At 67.5% G+C, this 15566-nt stretch carries 12 protein-coding genes, 1 tRNA gene and 1 pseudogene; 8 read left to right on the forward strand and 6 right to left on the reverse strand.

Annotated features, from left to right (window positions below):
* Nucleotides 1–33: 33 nt before the first annotated feature.
* Both V3B46_RS07855 and V3B46_RS07860 read right to left on the reverse strand, forming a co-directional pair.
* Nucleotides 34–1221 (reverse strand): helix-turn-helix domain-containing protein, encoded by a 1188-nt coding sequence (locus tag V3B46_RS07855; protein WP_329891598.1) that lies wholly within the window; start codon nt 1219–1221, stop codon nt 34–36.
* Nucleotides 1222–1230: 9 nt separating this feature from the next.
* Nucleotides 1231–1307: transfer RNA gene (locus V3B46_RS07860), tRNA-Arg, on the reverse strand.
* 149 nt (nt 1308–1456) lie between these two features.
* On the opposite strand from V3B46_RS07860, the gene ubiA reads away from it, so the two are divergent.
* The 3 genes from ubiA to V3B46_RS07875 all read left to right on the forward strand — a co-directional run bounded on the left by ubiA (nt 1457) and on the right by V3B46_RS07875 (nt 4334).
* On the forward strand, nt 1457–2350 hold the full coding sequence (gene ubiA, locus V3B46_RS07865; protein WP_053451059.1) for a 4-hydroxybenzoate octaprenyltransferase: 894 nt from the start codon (nt 1457–1459) through the stop codon (nt 2348–2350).
* A gap of 125 nt (nt 2351–2475) precedes the next feature.
* Nucleotides 2476–3900 carry a short-chain fatty acid transporter gene (locus tag V3B46_RS07870; protein ID WP_005411492.1) on the forward strand — a complete coding sequence of 475 codons (1425 nt, stop codon included), beginning with the start codon at nt 2476–2478 and terminating at the stop codon, nt 3898–3900.
* Nucleotides 3901–4172: 272 nt separating this feature from the next.
* Nucleotides 4173–4334, forward strand: coding sequence for a hypothetical protein (locus tag V3B46_RS07875; protein ID WP_167796845.1), 162 nt, complete (start codon nt 4173–4175; stop codon nt 4332–4334).
* A 54-nt stretch (nt 4335–4388) separates the two neighbouring features.
* Here V3B46_RS07875 and V3B46_RS07880 read toward each other — a convergent pair whose 3' ends face one another.
* Complete coding sequence (locus tag V3B46_RS07880) at nt 4389–5015, reverse strand: YiiX/YebB-like N1pC/P60 family cysteine hydrolase (protein WP_329891599.1); 627 nt, start codon at nt 5013–5015, stop codon at nt 4389–4391.
* Between the two features lie 82 nt (nt 5016–5097).
* Here V3B46_RS07880 and V3B46_RS07885 point away from each other — a divergent pair.
* The 3 genes and pseudogenes from V3B46_RS07885 to V3B46_RS07895 all read left to right on the forward strand — a co-directional run bounded on the left by V3B46_RS07885 (nt 5098) and on the right by V3B46_RS07895 (nt 8928).
* Nucleotides 5098–5610 (forward strand): annotated as a pseudogene (locus tag V3B46_RS07885) (hypothetical protein).
* A 73-nt stretch (nt 5611–5683) separates the two neighbouring features.
* Nucleotides 5684–7522, forward strand: a complete 1839-nt coding sequence (locus V3B46_RS07890; RefSeq protein WP_329891600.1) for a M3 family metallopeptidase — start codon at nt 5684–5686, stop codon at nt 7520–7522.
* A gap of 68 nt (nt 7523–7590) precedes the next feature.
* The gene (locus tag V3B46_RS07895) at nt 7591–8928 is read left to right on the forward strand and encodes a TPM domain-containing protein (RefSeq protein WP_329891710.1); all 1338 of its coding nucleotides are present in this window, start codon (nt 7591–7593) and stop codon (nt 8926–8928) included.
* 1 nt (nt 8929) lies between these two features.
* Here the strand turns inward: V3B46_RS07895 and V3B46_RS07900 are convergent, their stop codons facing one another.
* The 3 genes from V3B46_RS07900 to V3B46_RS07910 are packed head-to-tail and all read right to left on the reverse strand — an operon-like array spanning nt 8930 to nt 11576.
* Complete coding sequence (locus V3B46_RS07900; protein ID WP_154264710.1) at nt 8930–9601, reverse strand: VOC family protein; 672 nt, start codon at nt 9599–9601, stop codon at nt 8930–8932.
* 54 nt (nt 9602–9655) lie between these two features.
* Nucleotides 9656–10735 carry an alpha/beta hydrolase family protein gene (locus tag V3B46_RS07905; RefSeq protein ID WP_329891601.1) on the reverse strand — a complete coding sequence of 360 codons (1080 nt, stop codon included), beginning with the start codon at nt 10733–10735 and terminating at the stop codon, nt 9656–9658.
* A 13-nt stretch (nt 10736–10748) separates the two neighbouring features.
* Nucleotides 10749–11576 carry an AraC family transcriptional regulator gene (locus V3B46_RS07910; RefSeq protein ID WP_329891602.1) on the reverse strand — a complete coding sequence of 276 codons (828 nt, stop codon included), beginning with the start codon at nt 11574–11576 and terminating at the stop codon, nt 10749–10751.
* 201 nt (nt 11577–11777) lie between these two features.
* Between V3B46_RS07910 and V3B46_RS07915 the strand changes: the two genes are divergently transcribed.
* Nucleotides 11778–14180, forward strand: coding sequence for a TonB-dependent receptor plug domain-containing protein (locus tag V3B46_RS07915; protein ID WP_329891603.1), 2403 nt, complete (start codon nt 11778–11780; stop codon nt 14178–14180).
* Entirely contained in the window at nt 14180–15481 is a 1302-nt protein-coding gene (locus V3B46_RS07920) for an aminotransferase class V-fold PLP-dependent enzyme (RefSeq protein ID WP_329891604.1), read from the forward strand. The genes V3B46_RS07915 and V3B46_RS07920 overlap by 1 nt, the downstream gene beginning before the upstream one ends.
* Nucleotides 15482–15566: the final 85 nt, after the last annotated feature.

Genomic DNA, 15566 nt, shown 5'->3' on the forward strand with positions numbered 1-15566 from the left:
GGGATATTCGACCGGGCGTGAAGGATTGGACGTTCAGCCGGCGGTGGCGCGGCGGCGGTACTCGCTCGGTGTCTGCCCGGTGGCGCGCTTGAACGCGCTGTTGAAGGTCGACTTGCTGCCGAACCCGGCGGCCAGGCCGATGTCCAGCACGCTGCGGAAGTCGGACGGATCGGACAGGCACGCCCTCGCGGCAGCGACGCGGAAGCTGTTCACGAACTCGGAAAAGCTCTGGCCGAGGCCTTGGTTGAGCGCCTGCGAGACCTGGTTGGGTGACCACCCGCTGCGCTGGCTGAGGGACTGAAGGTCCAGCCCGGGCGCTTCATGCAGGCGTTCGTCCCGCATCAATGCGGTCAGCGCGCTGGCGATGGCCGCGCATTGTGCTGCGTCGATGCCCGAGCGTTCGTAGCGTGCGTGGGTCGTATCCTCGGCGGACGCGGTCATGTCCACCATGACGGGTGCCGCAGTGCTCGCACGTACGCGCAGCTGATGACGTACGACCCGGCACGCCAGCAGATACATGCCGGCGGTGGTCAGCAGGCTGAGCCCGATGCTGGCCAGCAGCGGAGCGGCGTCCGGCGGCCACCGGTTCATCGCGCTGGCAAGCCAGCAGCCCGCCATCACGATCGCCAGCCCGCGCAGTCCGCTGCGCTGGATGGCGGTTCCGCGCGGGGCCGAAGACGTGCGCAGCGAGAGCCATAGCGTGGCCAGCAGGTAGGGTGAGCCCTGCAGCAGCCAGCCATGGAAGCTGAGCGGGAACAGGACCTTGCCCAGCGGCGAGCCCTCGAAAGGCGCGAGTGCGTTCAACAGGGAAATGACGAATGCGAGGCCAGCCGGCAGCAGATGCGCGAGCGGCAGCAACGAAGTGTGGCCCGATGCGGGCAACAGCAGCGCACGCGCATGGCCATACAGCAGCGGACCGAGCAGATAGACCAGCGGCACTTCGATGACCCGCAGCCAGCGCACCGCATCGGGCGAAAGCCAGGTCTGGCCACCCAACAGCACCAGTCCGAACAGATTGGCGGCGGCGAAACAGGCGAAGAAGGTGGTGAGCAGATGACTGCCACGCCGAGCGCGACCGAAGCTCACGCCGGTGGACAAGGCGGCCAGGCCCAGAATCGCAGCGCCTGCCGCCAGCTGCAGCAGATCCGCTGGCGCCATGCGCGCAGTGTTGATGAAGCGCGCGGCAACGTCCAGCGCGGGCTGGCGGCATGCAGGCAACACTGGGAAAGATGGCGCGCCCGGAGGGATTCGAACCCCCGACCAATGGCTTCGGAAGCCACTACTCTATCCGGCTGAGCTACGGGCGCGTTGTAGAACCGCCGCGCCACCGACCAGTGCCGGAGCGGGCATCGCAGCGCCATGAGGCGGTGCGGGATCGGCATTCTATCCAGTTTCGCCGAACAAATCTCCCCCCACGGGCAAAGCCCTGCCGGAGGGGCAGGAGTATCCTATCGCCATGGCTGATACCCCCCTCACTTCGCCGCAGTCGCCGGCGACGCCGCGTTGGCGGCATTACTGGAGTCTGATGCGCGCTGATCGCCCGATCGGCACGCTGCTGCTGCTGTGGCCCACCTGGTGGGCGTTGTGGCTGGCCGCCGGCGGCCTGCCGCCGCTGTGGACGCTGTTCGTGTTCACCGCCGGCGTGTGGCTGACCCGCTCGGCCGGTTGCGTCATCAACGACTACGCCGACCGCTGGCTCGACCCGCATGTGGAACGCACCAAGGCGCGTCCGCTGGCCACCGGCGCTATCAGCGGCCGCGCCGCGCTGGTGCTGTTCGCCGTGCTGATGCTGGTGGCGTTCGGCCTGGTGCTGACCCTGAACGGGCTGACCATCGGCCTGAGCTTCATCGGCGTGTTCCTGGCCGCCAGCTACCCGTACCTGAAGCGCTACACCCACCTGCCGCAGGTCTACCTGGGCATGTCGTTCGGCTGGGGCATACCGATGGCGTTCGCCGCCGTGCAGGGCGAAGTGCCGATGTTGGGCTGGCTGCTGTATGCCGGCAACATCCTGTGGTCCACCGCCTACGACACCTGGTACGCCATGGTCGACCGCGAGGACGACCTGAAGATGGGCTCGCACTCCACCGCGATCCTGTTCGGTGATCTCGACCTGGTCATCCAGGGCGTGTTGTACGCGCTGTTCCTGGCCACGATGGCGCTGGTTGGCGTGCGCGGCGGCCTGGGCGGCTACTATCTGGCCGGCGTGGCCGTGGCCACTGTGCTGGTGGTGTACGAGTTCTGGATCTGCCGCAATCGCGAGCGCGGCCCGTGTTTCAAGGCGTTCCTGCACAACAACTGGGTGGGCGCCGCGCTGTTTGCCGGTATCGCCGTGGATCTGGCGCTGCGTTGATTGCCCGGGGTCGGATCCCTTTTCCTGTGGAGAGGGATCCGACCCCGCCACCTACGACCAATAGGTGGCTGACAGCCCGCACCCCACCGCCCAGAATCGGTCCATCGAACCTGGGAGGGTAGGCGATGGCCTCGACGGCAGCAGTACAGGACGGCTGGATGGCGCGCGCTGCGCTGCGCTCGGCCGCCTGGGCGGAAAAGTGGTTCCCCGACGCGTATGTGTTCGCGGTGCTGGGCGTGGTCATCGTCGCGTTGGCCGCGATGGGCTTCGGCTCGACCCCACAGGCCACCGCCAGCGCCTTTGGTGACGGTTTCTGGAGCCTGATCCCGTTCACCATGCAGATGGCCTTCGTGGTCATCGGTGGCTACGCCGTGGCGACGGCGCCGGTGGTCGCACGCTTCATCGATTTCCTCGCCCGGGTGCCGCGCACCGGCCGCGGTGCGGTGGTGTACGTGGGCCTGGTCAGTATGCTCGCCTCGCTGCTCAGCTGGGGCTTCTCGCTGGTATTCGGTGGCCTGCTGGTACGCGCGCTGGCCCGCCGTACCGAACTGCGCATGGACTATCGCGCGGCCGGTGCCTCGGCGTATCTCGGCCTGGGTGCGGTGTGGGCGATGGGGCTGAGTTCGTCGGCCGCGCAGCTGCAGGCGAACCCGGCCAGCATGCCGCCGGGGCTGGTCGAGATCACCGGCGTTCTGCCGTTCACCGAAACCATCTTCCTGTGGCAGTCGATTGCGCTGACGGCGGTGCTGATCCTGGTCTCGCTGCTTATCGCCTGGCTGACCGCGCCGGCCGCCGGCAGTGCCCGTACGGCTGAAGACTTCCCCGGCGCCGCGCAGGCCGAACCGGAACCGCTGCAGCGACGCACGCGCCCGGGCGAATGGCTGGAGTACAGCCCGTTGCTGACCGTGCTGCTCTCGCTCCTGGCGTTCGGCTGGCTGTTCAACGAGTTCGCCAACAAACCGGTGGTCACCGCCATCGCCAACCTCAACACCTACAACTTCCTGTTCATTTCGCTGGGCCTGCTGCTGCACTGGCGGCCGCGCAGTTTCCTCAATGCGGTGGCCAAGGCGGTGCCGAGCACCACCGGCGTGCTGATCCAGTTCCCGCTGTACGGGGGTATCGCGATGATTCTCACCCACGCTGCCGGTGGTGATGGGCAGACGCTGGCGCACCGGCTGTCGAGCCTGTTCGTGCACGTGGCCAGCACCGATACGTTCGCGCTGGTGATGGGCGTCTATTCGGCGGTGCTGGGCTTCTTCGTACCGTCCGGTGGTGGCAAGTGGATCATCGAGGCGCCGTACGTGATGCAGGCCGCCAACGAACTGAAGGCGCACCTGGGCTGGGCGGTGCAGGTCTACAACGCGGCCGAAGCGCTGCCGAACCTGATCAACCCGTTCTGGATGCTGCCGCTGCTGGGCGTGCTGGGCCTGAAGGCACGCGACATCGTGGGCTTCACCTTCATCCAGCTGCTGGTGCACATCCCGCTGGTGCTGGGCCTGCTGTGGCTGCTGGGCATGACTCTGGCGTATGTGCCACCGGTGATGCCCTGAATGCGGGGTTGGCTTCCCTGCGTCAGTGGGGAAGCCAACCTCGTTCAGCGCGTGTTTCCGGCTGCGAACGCCATGAATGCGGGCAGGCTGACGATGGCATGAGCACATGCCGAACCCGCATGAATCCTTCAGCCGCTTGTGCCACAAGGGCTTCCGCGCGTTCATTCACAGGCGTACACACAGATGTAGCCGCCCACCCACGCGTGATTAACCATTCGCTGCAGACGATGGCCACGTCCACCGCATTCCGCGAGTGGCTTTGGAGATCGGACATGGCACAGCAGAACCAGAACCCGAACCAGAAGCAGCAGGGCCAGCAGAACCAGCAGGATCAGCAGCAGGGCCGTGGCCGCGACCAGCAGCAGCAACAGCAGCAGGAACAGCAGAAGCGCAACCAGAACCAGCAGCAGGGCGGCAACGACGAAGAAGAATGACCGCGTTGCGCGTGCAACGTGACCGGCGAAGCCCCGCCCCGTGCGGGGCTTTGCTTATTCCAGCACGCCGATGCGCTGCAACACCGGCGCCGCCGACATGTCGTTCGGATTGCTGCCGGGCTGATCCTGCGGCACCTCCATGTCCATGCCGCGGTACAGATCCACCCAGTGCTGGGCGATCTCCCCGGTCTGCGGGTTGCGGAAGTTCATCGGCTGCAATGCGAAGACGTGGTGCGCACGGAAGGCGCGCTCGATGAAGTCCGAGCAGTAATAGCTGTCCTCGTTCAACACATACGACGTGTTGTACGGCTTGCCCAGCATCGTGCGCGCGGTGGCGACCGCATCTTTGATCGTCGCCTGCTGCGGTGCGCGCAGGCGATAGACCACGATCTGCCGCTGCTTGGCGCGCGCCTCCTGGCGGAATTCGACCAGCGATTGCCGGCGAGATCCTTTCTCGTCTGCATGCAATACCTCCCAGCCCTTCGGCGCGGAAGCGACCAGCGCGACGTGATCGAAGCTGGGCGCGCCCTGCTTGCCGGTGGCATCGTCAATGGCCGCACTGAGACCGCTGTGCCCGGCGGTGACGAACAGCAGGTCGCCTTCGTGGACATCGACGGCTATCGCCACGGCCGGCCAAAGGGTGGGCAGCAGCAGGCCGATCAGGAGCAGGAGGCGATGCATGAGCATTCTCGGACAGGCGGAATGCCGGAATTGTAAGGTGCGCTGTAGCATGGAGCGACCGGACCGGATTCAGGATGAGCCCATGCTTCGTTACCGTTGTGCCGCACCGCTGATGCTTGTCTGTGGCGCGGTGCTGGTTGCCTGCACGCCAGCGCCGCAGCCACCGCAGACCGCGACCGAAGCCTCACCTGCCGCAGCGGCGCCGGCGACCACCCCCGCCGAGCCCAAAGCTGTGGCTGCACGCAGTGAGTGTCCCTACCCGGAATTCGATACGTTCCTGAAGCATTTCGGCAACGAGATCGCGCTGCAGGAAAAGACCACCGCCGATCCGCTGGTGGACAGCTACATTGATGCCGAGGCCGAGCCAGAACCGCGCAAGGTGGAAAGCCGGTTGGCGCTGGCCGATGTCGAGTGGCCGGTGATGCCCGATCCTGCCGCGTTGGCCGAGCAGGGCCGCGAAATGCAGGTCAGCCCCCTGGCCGATGGGTAGCGGCAGGTGCAGATCCGTACGCCGGACAGCAGCGACCAGCAGACCTACATCTTCGCGCAGGCGCCGTGCTGGACGCTGGTCAAGCGTGAGGACGAGTCGATCTGAAGCCTGATCCGGCACAGGCGCGGCGGGCCAGCGGCTGCTAGGCTCGATCCCTGGTCCAGGCAGGGAGACGCCGATGCAGGCTTTCAGGAAGCGCACCACCACCGCCGCCGTCGCCGCCGTATTGGCGATAGCCCCCTTCAGCGGCGCCCAGGCACAGTCGGTGCATGCCGATGACCGCGCCTACTTCGCCAATGCCACCGCCGAGCAGACCGCGCGTGACGCGCTGGGCAAGCGCGTCGAGGCCCTGCAGCAGGCGTCCACCCTCGCACCGGTGGAACGCTTCCAGCAGGCCGCGGCACTGGAGGCGCAGTGCCTGCGTCATCTCGGCTACCTGCATCTGCAGTCCGCCCGCAACGCGCGCGATCTTCGCCTGGCACAGGCGATGGAGCAGGCAGCGGGGCTGTGCAGCCGCATCGCTCGCAGTGGTCGCGCCGCACTGCGGGAGGCGTCCTCAGATGCGGCGTGGGCAGCACCGTATGGCTTCCTGCGCACTCGGGCGCTGAAGGAGGCTGCCACCCCGGCCAACGCCGCGCTGGATGAGGCCGTGGAGGCACTGGCCGATCCGGCGCTGGACAGCTTCGCGCGCCTGCGCGGGCAGATCCTGCGCAGCGCCGAGTACCCGCAGATCGAGCACGGCGGGCGTCACTGGGACACCGGACGCGACAAGCAGCTGCTGGCCCAGCAGCCCGACCGCGCCCTGCGCGAGGCCGGCTGGAAGGGCTACTGGCAGGGGCTGCACTCGCGCCGTGAGCCGATGGCCTCGGTGCTGCTGGGGCTGGTGCAGGTGAATGACGCCGCTGCACGCCTGCAGGGCGATGGCTCGGCGCCGGCACACGGCTACCAGCGCATGGGGCTGGATACCGCCGTAGTGGATGCAACGCTGGTGGCGATCGAACAGCACGCGGGAGACCGCCGCGCCTACCAGGAGATGCTGCTGCACCACGCTGCGCGATCCGGCATCGACGCGCCGCAGATCTGGGACACCACCGTGCCCGATGCCGGCTATACACCACCGGTGCTGACGTTGGCGCAGCTGCGTGACAACGCCGCCGATGCCATGCAGCACCTGGGGCCGGCGTACGTCGCCGAACTGCGCGCGTTGCTCGATCCGGCCAACCAGCGCATGGATCTGGCCACCGAACGTGGTGACCGCAGCCAGGACGCGTTCCCGGTGAGCGCTCCCGGTGTGCCGGCAATGCTGTTCGTTGGCGTGCGCCGTGGTGATCTGGAAAGCGACGTCGAGATCGCCCATGAAGCCGGTCATGCCGTGCACGGCGAGTGGATGCAGCGCGGTCATGCGTCGTCGCTGCAGCGCAATGGCAGCCAGTGGCTGACCGAGGCGTTTGCGATCTACAACGAGCTGCGCTTCCGCGACCAGTTGTACCAGCAGGCGCAGGACCCGCGTGCCAAGGCCTATTACCTGAAGTCGCTGCTGGATGACATGGTGCTGCAGCTGTTTACCTCTTCCGAGGAGGCGCAGCTGGAGCAGTCGATCTATCGGGGTGTGGCCGCAGGCACCTTGGGCACCGCCGATGATCTGGATGAGTTGACCGGGCAGGTGCTGGCGCGCTTCGGCCAGCAACCGGAGCGCTACCCGCAGCTGCGCAACACCTGGATAGGCAAGCGCCTGATGTATGAAGACCCGAACTACCTGGTGAACTACCTGTATGCAGGGCTGCTGGCCGTGCAGCTGTATGTGCAGGACCAGCGCGACCCCGAAGGCTTCCGTGAGCGCTATCTTGCCGTGCTTGGCGAGGGCTTCGACCGCGAGCCGAACGAGCAGGTGGCGCAACTGCTGGGGCACGCGCCTGACTGGGCGGCCCTGGTGGATGCCGATCTGCAGGTGTTCAACCAGACGACGGCACAGCTGCAGGCGCTGCATGCGCGGATCGAGGCAGGGCAGGGTACGTGAACCCGGCGCGCCCCTTGCAGCAGGCGGCCGCCACCGTGTGGCTGCTGTTGCTGCTGTGCCTGCTGCCGATGGCGGCGACGGCGGTCACCCCGGTTCCTGCGCTGGACGATCCGGTCGTGGATGCGGCCAACGCGTTGTCCGCCGACACCCGCGCCACATTGCGCAGGCAGGCGCTGCAGCTGCAGGCGCGGAAAGGTGCACAGCTGCAGGTGCTGGTGGTACCCAGCGTGGGCAGCGAAGGCATCGAGGCCTATGCACAGCGGGTGTTCGATCAGTGGCAGCTGGGTCGCGCCGGTGTCGACGACGGTGTGCTGCTGTTGGTGGCGGTGCAGGACCGCCGCGTACGCATCCAGACCGGCTATGGCCTGGAAGGAGCGCTACCGGACGCGTACGCCGCTCGCATCATCGATAACGCGATCGTGCCGCGCTTCCGTGAGGGTGATTTCAACCAGGGCGTGCTCGATGGCACGACGATCATGGTGGCGTTGATCGATGGCGAGGACCTGCCGGCATGGGAAGAACCGACGGCCAACAATGTGCTGCCTGCGAACTGGCGACGCGCAGACTCGGTGGTGGCGTTGACCCTGCTGGCCGGCTTCCTGGCCGGGCTGTGGCGCTCGCCGCCGCCCCTCCCGCCGGCGAAGACCGAGGACGATTTCAGCGGCAGCCGTCGGGAGCGGCGGCGCAAGGCACTGGCCGCCAATGCGTCGGCACCGAGGCCGAGCTGGCCGACCTTGCCGGCCTGGGGCCGCCCGATGCTGGTGACCGCTGTTGTGGGTGCGGGCGTGCTCTCCGTGGCGTTGCTGCTGCCACGCCACCTGCTGCCGGGCCTGTGCTTCGTGATGGTGCTGGGCGTGCCGGTGGCGGCCCTGCTCGGCTGGTGCTGGCGTCGCAGCCGCGGGGTGCGCATCGTCCTGTGCGGCATGCTGATGCTCAGCGCGGTCTTCCTGGTGCAGGCGTTGCTTCGTGGCCAGCTGCCACCGAGCCTGGCCCGGCACCTGCTGCTGCAGGTCACCGCGGGCATTGTCACCCTGATGGTGTTCCTGCTGGTGCAGGCCTGTCGCACACGCTGGAAGAAGAACCGCAGCAGCTTCGTCGTGCGGATGACGGTGCTGGTGCTGTTGACCCTCGGCTATGCCGCGGGCGCTTTGCTGGCGATCCATCGTGCCGAAGGTGACGATCCACGGCTGCTGGCAATGATCGTGTCCGGTGTGTGTGGCGTGCTGCTGTACTTCGTATGGTTGTTCACCATGTTGCCGGGCGAGCGCGCACGTGGCCGGGTTTCGTCACGCCGTGAGCGCAGCCCGTCCAGTTCGTCATCAAGCAGTTCGTCGTCGAGCAGCTCCAGCAGCTGGTCTGGAGGCGGCGGCTGCAGCGGCGGAGGCGGCGCGTCCGGCAGCTGGTAGTTCAGGTCGCCTGTACCCGCCAGCCGAGCGCGGCGTCCTCCACAACACCCGGGCCGGCCACGTCGCCGACCTGCAGCTGCAAGCCGCGCGCGTTCGGCAGGTCCTTCTGCTCGGGGAACCAGCGACGATCCGCCGCAACCACGATCAGCAGGCCCTCGTCGTCGCCCATCGGCGCGAACTGCGGCGACGGCGGGCTGATCGGTTGCAGGCCGAACCGCAGGCTGGACTGTTCGCGCACAGCGTCGACATCGTGGCTGGGCAGGCCAACCTCGCTCAGGCAGGTCAGTTCGCTGCCGTGGAACGCGCCTTCGCGCGCGCTGGCCGCCAACCGGCGGCGGCCGATCAGTTCCAGGATCAGGCCGTCAGGACCAGTGAAGTACACCGACTGCGACTGCCAGCTGCTTTCCAGCGCGAAGTAGTCCAGTCCCGCCGGATTGCGTTGCAGCGGTGTGCGCTCACGCAACCAGGTCATCGCCTCGCTGAAGCGGTTGTCCGGTACGTTGAAGGCCAGGTGCACGCCACCGACCGGATGATCACCCGCCGGCTGCAGCTCGATCGTGCTCCAGCCGATGTGCACGTGATTGCCGACCACGCGCTGCTGCAGCACATCGTGGAAATACGCGGCGACGGTGGTGACGTCGGACACCGGCAGGGTGAGGTGAAGCAGGCGCATGGCCGATCCTCCTTGGATGCGCCCACTGTAGCGCCGGGCCATGCCCGGCGGCCACTACCGAAGTGCTTCGGCGAAGAAGCGCACTGCGGCATCCACTGCCTGCGCGTGGGTGCCCGCTTTCGGAACCGAACTGCTGCAGAGCTCGGGCAGCCTCTGCACACCCATCGCTGTACAGGCCGCCAGGAAGTCGTAGTGACCGACATCCGGTAGACGCTGCAGCGCAGCGCCCGGAATCAGTGCCTGTGCAGCCTCGCCATTGCGCTGCGGTGGTGCAACCGTGTCAGCCTCGCCCAGCACGATCGACACCGGTTGCCTCAGCGAGGACAGCTGCTCGGGCGCGAACGCCTGCACGATCGCTGGCGCCAGCAGGAATACGGCGCGCACGCCGGGGATCGCGCGCGAGTCGTTGGCGTGGGAGATCCAGGGAGACAGCGCGGGTGAGCTCGCAGCGGCAACACGCGCGTCCATCGTGTGCGTGGCGGTTTCCTGTTGTGGCCGGCAGACGCCGTCATCCGGATGCGCGCGGCAGAAGGCCAACAGCCGCTGCAGGTCGGGGCGTGCACCGGCGGCCAGCAGCGCGGTGTAGCCTCCGGCCGAGAACCCGGCCACACCCAGTCGCTCAGGGTCGACATGCGGACCCAGCAGCGGATCGGCCTGTACTGCAGCGAGTGCCGCCCGCAGATCATCCGCACGCAACCAGCTCAGTACGCTGCCGGGCAGGGTCATCTCCTCCACGCCGTTGTTGCCGGGATGATCGACCGCGATCACCAGATAGCCGGCGCGCGCCAATGCCGTGCCCAGCCAGCCCATCATGCGCGCGCTGCCGCCGTTGCCGTGGGAGAGCAGCAGGGTCGGCAGGCGCTTGCCCGCGATCGGGGCATCCATGGCTGAGCGGCCGACGTCGAATAGCGGCGCATCGGGCGGACCGATGGTCAGGGCGGTTTCCGTACTGCCAGCGGGCGCCGGATACCAGACCGTGTAGCGCAGGGCGTCGCGGTGCTGCGCATCGCGCACCGCGGCGCTGGCCACCGTGGTGGTGCCGTGGCGTTCGCCTGCCATCCAGAGCCCGCTGGCGTTGGCGACACCTACGGAGGCCATCAGGAACATTCCCAGCACAACGTCCATCATGCGCATCTTCAACTCCTTGTCAGTGAGGACGTCCGTCCACCGGCAGCCAGATCTCCACGCCACCGTTGCCGGTATGCTCATCGAAGCGGGAGTCGTAGCGTTCCAGATCCGGTGCATCGGCGAGGCTGAGCCCGGAACCGGGAAGGTAATGGTCCAGCAGCCAGAACCAGGTCGAGCGGATGGTCGAGATATGCCCACCGTGCCACGCCACCAGATAGCGACGTGTCGGTACGTCGATCCGCTGCCAATGCGCGGGCACGGTGGACAGCGCGCTGATCGGCAGTGCGGCGACGTAGTCGAAGCCACCGTCGTCATCGCTGTTGCAGCACACGCCGAAACTGATCGGTGCTGGCGTCGGCCATTCGCGGTTGAGCTGCGCCCACTGTCCGGGTATCGCACCACCGCTGTCGCGGGTATGCCGCATGCCGATACCGGCGACCTGGAAGGCGGGGGTATCGAACAGGCGTGGCGCTTCGCCGCAGGCAGTCGGTGCATCGTCCACGCGGATCGCCTGCACCAGTGCCAGCCCATCGGTGCCCTGTTCGCGCACCCGCTCCGGGGTCTGTCCGAACTGTTCGCTGAAGGCGCGGGTGAACGCGGCATGGGTGGTGTAGCCCGCGCCCAGTGCCACCTGCAGGATGTCGCCCGCCCCGTTGGCCAGCCGCTGCGCGGCAGCGGTCAGGCGCCGTCCCCGCAGATAACGCACCACCGAGGTGCCGGTACGGGCCTGGAACAGGCGTGACAGATGGAACGGCGAAAGCCCCGCTGCGGCGGCAATATCGGCCAGTGCCAATGGCTGGTCCGCATGGGTTTCGATGTACCACAACGCCTTGCCTGCCGCGCTCATCCTGCAATTCCCCGAATCCGATGCAGGGCACAGTAGCGGATCGCGTGGCGCTTCGTTTAGCAGTTCTTGCGCTCCAGCGGCATCAAGCTGTCGCACTGACGTCATGGCTCCTTCACAGATCGCGCCGAGACTGCGCGCCTTGTCCACGCCTGTTGTGTCCGAGCAGGTGCTGGCCCTGTCGCGTCCTCCCGGAGCCCTGCCGTGCATCGTTCGAAGCTTTCGCGTTCCATCCTCCTTGCCCTTTCCATGGCCAGCGCAGGAGGCGCGATTGCAGCGGAGGCCGATGCGGTCGATGCCACGGCGGGCAGCCGTACGGCGCCCACCCAGCTCGATGCGATGCTGGTCACCGGCACCCGCGCCTCCAACCGCACCCAGTTCGAAACGCTGGCGCCGGTGGACGTGTTCACCAAGGAAGACATCAAGTCCGTTGAATCCACCGACCTGAAGGACGTGCTGGCGCAGCTGGTGCCGTCGTTCGTGGTGCAGCGCCTGCCGATGGCGGACGGCCAGGTATTCGTGCGCCCGGCCACGCTGCGTGGCCTGTCGCCGGATCAGACGTTGGTGCTGGTCAACGGTCGTCGCTTCCACCGCAGCGCGCTGCTCGGCAACCGTGGCGCGCAGGCGGCCGATCTGGCACAGATTCCGACCAGTGCGATCAAGCGCATCGAAGTGCTGCGCGATGGTGCCTCGGCGCAGTACGGTTCGGATGCCATCGCCGGTGTCATCAACATCATTCTCGAAGATGGCCCCGGTACCGAGATTACTGCCGGTTACTCGCAGTACGCACAGGGCGATGGCGCCTCGCGCGACTTCAGTGCACGCACCGGCTGGTCGCTGGGTGACTACGGCAGCCTGGTGCTGTTCGCCGAATCGTCCAACTCCGATGCCACCTCGCGCACCCGCCAGCGCCCGGATGCCATCGCCTTCCAGGCCGCGCATCCGGATCTGGACGTACCCAACCCGGTGCAGCGCTGGGGCCAACCGGAACTGGAAAGCCGCCGCGCCGGCTTCAACGTGAAGGCCAATGCCAGTGACACGCTGGAGCTCTATGCCTTTGGCCTGTACAGCCACAGCGATGGCGTCAGCGATTTCAACTGGCGCAACCCGGACACCACCACCGGTGCCTACCGCACCACGGCGATCTTCCCCGGCTGGAACCTGCGTTCGATCTATCCGGTGGGCTTCAGCCCGCAGTACGGCAACGTCCAGAATGACCTGCAGCTGGTCGGTGGCCTGCGTGGCGAGATCACGCCCAAGCTGCGCTGGGATGTCAGCGCGTCGTACGGCCGCAACGCCATCGACTACAGCCTGAAGAACTCCATCAACGCTTCGCTCGGCCCGGCCAGCCCGACCGCGTTCGATCTCGGCCGCCTGACCCAGACCGAGAAGAACGCCAACGCCGACTTCAACTACGAGTGGGATGTGGCTGCGCTGTCCAAGCCGATCAACGTCGCTTTCGGTGGCGAGTTCCGCCAGGAGACCTACCAGGTGCGTGCCGGTGATCCGGCTTCGTACGCGGTGGGCCCGGGCGCTGCCGCTGGCCTGGAAGCCAATTCCAACGGTGCGCCGGGCTTCTCGGCCAGCCAGGCCGGGCAGTGGAGCCAGCGCAGCAAGGCGGCCTACGTGGATATGGAAATGCCGCTGGGCGAGCGCTGGAGCATCGGCGCGGCCAGCCGCTACGAGGACTTCTCCAGCTTCGGCAGCACGCTGGATGGCAAACTGTCGGCACGCTTCGCGATCACCCCGGACGTGGCCCTGCGCGGCACGGTGTCCACCGGCTTCCGCGCACCGACACCGGCGCAGCTCAACACCACCAGCACCACCCAGGGCCTGGATACGCGCACCCTGCAGATCTTCACCAGTGGCCGCCTGTCGCCGAACGATCCGCTGGCGCAGCTGCTCGGCGCCAGGCCGCTGAAGCCGGAAGAATCGCGTACCGCGTCGCTGGGCCTGACCTGGCGCACCGACCTGGGCCTGTCCGGTTCGGTGGACGTCTACCAGATCAAGCTCACCGACCGCTTCAGCCAGTCGGCCAGTTTCGCCATTCCGGCTGGTACTCCCAATCCGCTGGGCTATACCTCGGTGAACTACTTCACCAACGACTTCGATACCACCACCACGGGCGTGGACGTGGTCGGCAACTACCTGCGCGACCTCGGCGCCGGCCGCATGACCCTGACCCTGGCCTACAACTACAACCGTACGCGGGTGGACAATGGCAGCACCTCGGTGGCCACCAACGAAACCCAGCGCGTGCTGTTCGAAGACCGCCTGCCCGAGCACAAGGGCAGCCTGACCGGCAGCTGGGACGTCGGTGCCTGGTCGTTGATGGCGCGCATGCGCTACTACGGTGCCTGGACCGACGCCAGCGGCAATGCGGTGGGCGACATCTACCAGCGCTTCGGCGCGATGAGCTTCCTCGACTTCGCCGTGGGGTATCGCATCAACGAGCACCACAGCCTGCGCGTGGGTGCCGACAACGTGCTCGACCGCTATCCGGATGAGGCGGTGTTCCAGGCCAGCCGCGGCCTGGTCTACTCGCGCAACGCGCCGTACGACACCGATGGTGCCAACCTGTACGCGCAGTACCGGCTGAGCTTCTGATGGATCGCACGCGCCGCTCCCTGCTACGTGCCGGCACCCTGCTGCCGGCCGCAGCCGCACTGTCTTCACTGCCGGCCATGGCTGCCACGCGCTACGCTGCGCCCATGCAGATTCCCGCAACGACCGTGGCGCCGGACGTGCTGGCCCGCGATGAAGGCTACTGGGCCGCCGTGGCCAGCCACTTCGATATCACCGACGAAGTGAACCACCTGGAGAACGGCTACTGGGGGGCGATGGGCCGCGAGACGCTGGCCAGCTACCAGCACCACACCGCCGAGGTGAACCGTGGCAACGCGTGGTATGGCCGTCGCGATTTTCCGGCGCAGTACATGGCGGTGCAGCGGCAGGTGGCCGACCTGCTGGGCGTGGGTGCCGACGAGATCGCACTGACCCGTGGCGCCACCGAGGCGATGCTGGCGCTGATCGGCGGCTACAACCGTCTGAAGCCCGGCGACCAGGTGCTGTATGCCGACATCGACTACGACAGCATGATCGGCGCGATGCGCTGGCTGCAGCAGCGCCGTGGCGTGCAGGTCGAGCGCATCGCGCTGCCGGCAGTGCCCGACCACGCGCAGATCCTGCAGGCCTACGAGGCCGCATTCGCGCGGTTGCCGCGCCTGAAACTGGTGCTGCTGACCCAGGTCAGCCACCGTCATGGGCTGGTGCTGCCGGTGGCCGAGATCGCCGAGCGTGCGCGAGCGCGCGGTATCGATGTGATCGTTGATGCGGCCCATGGGTTTGGCCAGATCGACTACGCGGTGCCGCAGCTGAAGGCCGATTTCGTTGGCATCAACCTGCACAAGTGGATCGGTGCGCCGGTCGGTGTCGGCGCGATGTATGTGCGCAAGGGGCGCGTGACCGACCTGGACCCCTACATGGGAGAGACCGACGATGGCCGGGTGGGCAGCCGTGTGCACACCGGTACGGTCAACTTCGCCGCCTACCTGGCACTGCCGGAAGCAATCGCCCTGCACCAGCGCATCGGCGTGGCCAACAAGCAGGCGCGCCTGCGCTTCCTGCGTGAGCGCTGGACCGTGCCGGCGCGGCAGATGGCACATATCGAAGTGCTGTCCTCGCCGGACCCGGCGCTGGCCAGTGCGCTGGCCAGCTTCCGCCTGCGCGGGCGCACCAGCGTGGCTGACAACCTGGCGCTGCAGAAGCGCCTGCTGGATGAGCATCGCGTGTTCACCACCCATCGCGATGGCTTGGACTCCGGCGCCTGCGTGCGGGTGACGCCGTCGGTGTTCACCCGGCCGGAGCAGATGGATGCGCTGGTGCAGGCGCTGGCGGCGTTGGGGTAGTGGCGGGCGGGGGGGGGGGCCCCCCCCCCCCGCGGCAGCCCCGGGCCGCCCCGCGCCCGGCCCACCCCGGCGCCCCCGGCGGAGC

It is taken from the genome of Stenotrophomonas sp. SMYL11 (genome assembly GCF_036320005.1).
Classification (GTDB): domain Bacteria; phylum Pseudomonadota; class Gammaproteobacteria; order Xanthomonadales; family Xanthomonadaceae; genus Stenotrophomonas; species Stenotrophomonas maltophilia_A.

Excerpts from the sequence above, each read along its gene's own strand:
- V3B46_RS07870 (WP_005411492.1), top strand. The coding sequence starts at position 2,476 with ATGGCCTCGACGGCAGCAGTACAGGACGGCTGGATGGCGCGCGCTGCG.
- V3B46_RS07895 (WP_329891710.1), top strand. The coding sequence starts at position 7,591 with ATGGCGGCGACGGCGGTCACCCCGGTTCCTGCGCTGGACGATCCGGTC.
- V3B46_RS07905 (WP_329891601.1), bottom strand. The coding sequence starts at position 10,735 with ATGCGCATGATGGACGTTGTGCTGGGAATGTTCCTGATGGCCTCCGTA.
- ubiA (WP_053451059.1), top strand. The coding sequence starts at position 1,457 with ATGGCTGATACCCCCCTCACTTCGCCGCAGTCGCCGGCGACGCCGCGT.
- V3B46_RS07900 (WP_154264710.1), bottom strand. The coding sequence starts at position 9,601 with ATGCGCCTGCTTCACCTCACCCTGCCGGTGTCCGACGTCACCACCGTC.
- V3B46_RS07890 (WP_329891600.1), top strand. The coding sequence starts at position 5,684 with ATGCAGGCTTTCAGGAAGCGCACCACCACCGCCGCCGTCGCCGCCGTA.
- V3B46_RS07920 (WP_329891604.1), top strand. The coding sequence starts at position 14,180 with ATGGATCGCACGCGCCGCTCCCTGCTACGTGCCGGCACCCTGCTGCCG.
- V3B46_RS07875 (WP_167796845.1), top strand. The coding sequence starts at position 4,173 with ATGGCACAGCAGAACCAGAACCCGAACCAGAAGCAGCAGGGCCAGCAG.
- V3B46_RS07880 (WP_329891599.1), bottom strand. The coding sequence starts at position 5,015 with ATGCATCGCCTCCTGCTCCTGATCGGCCTGCTGCTGCCCACCCTTTGG.
- V3B46_RS07910 (WP_329891602.1), bottom strand. The coding sequence starts at position 11,576 with ATGAGCGCGGCAGGCAAGGCGTTGTGGTACATCGAAACCCATGCGGAC.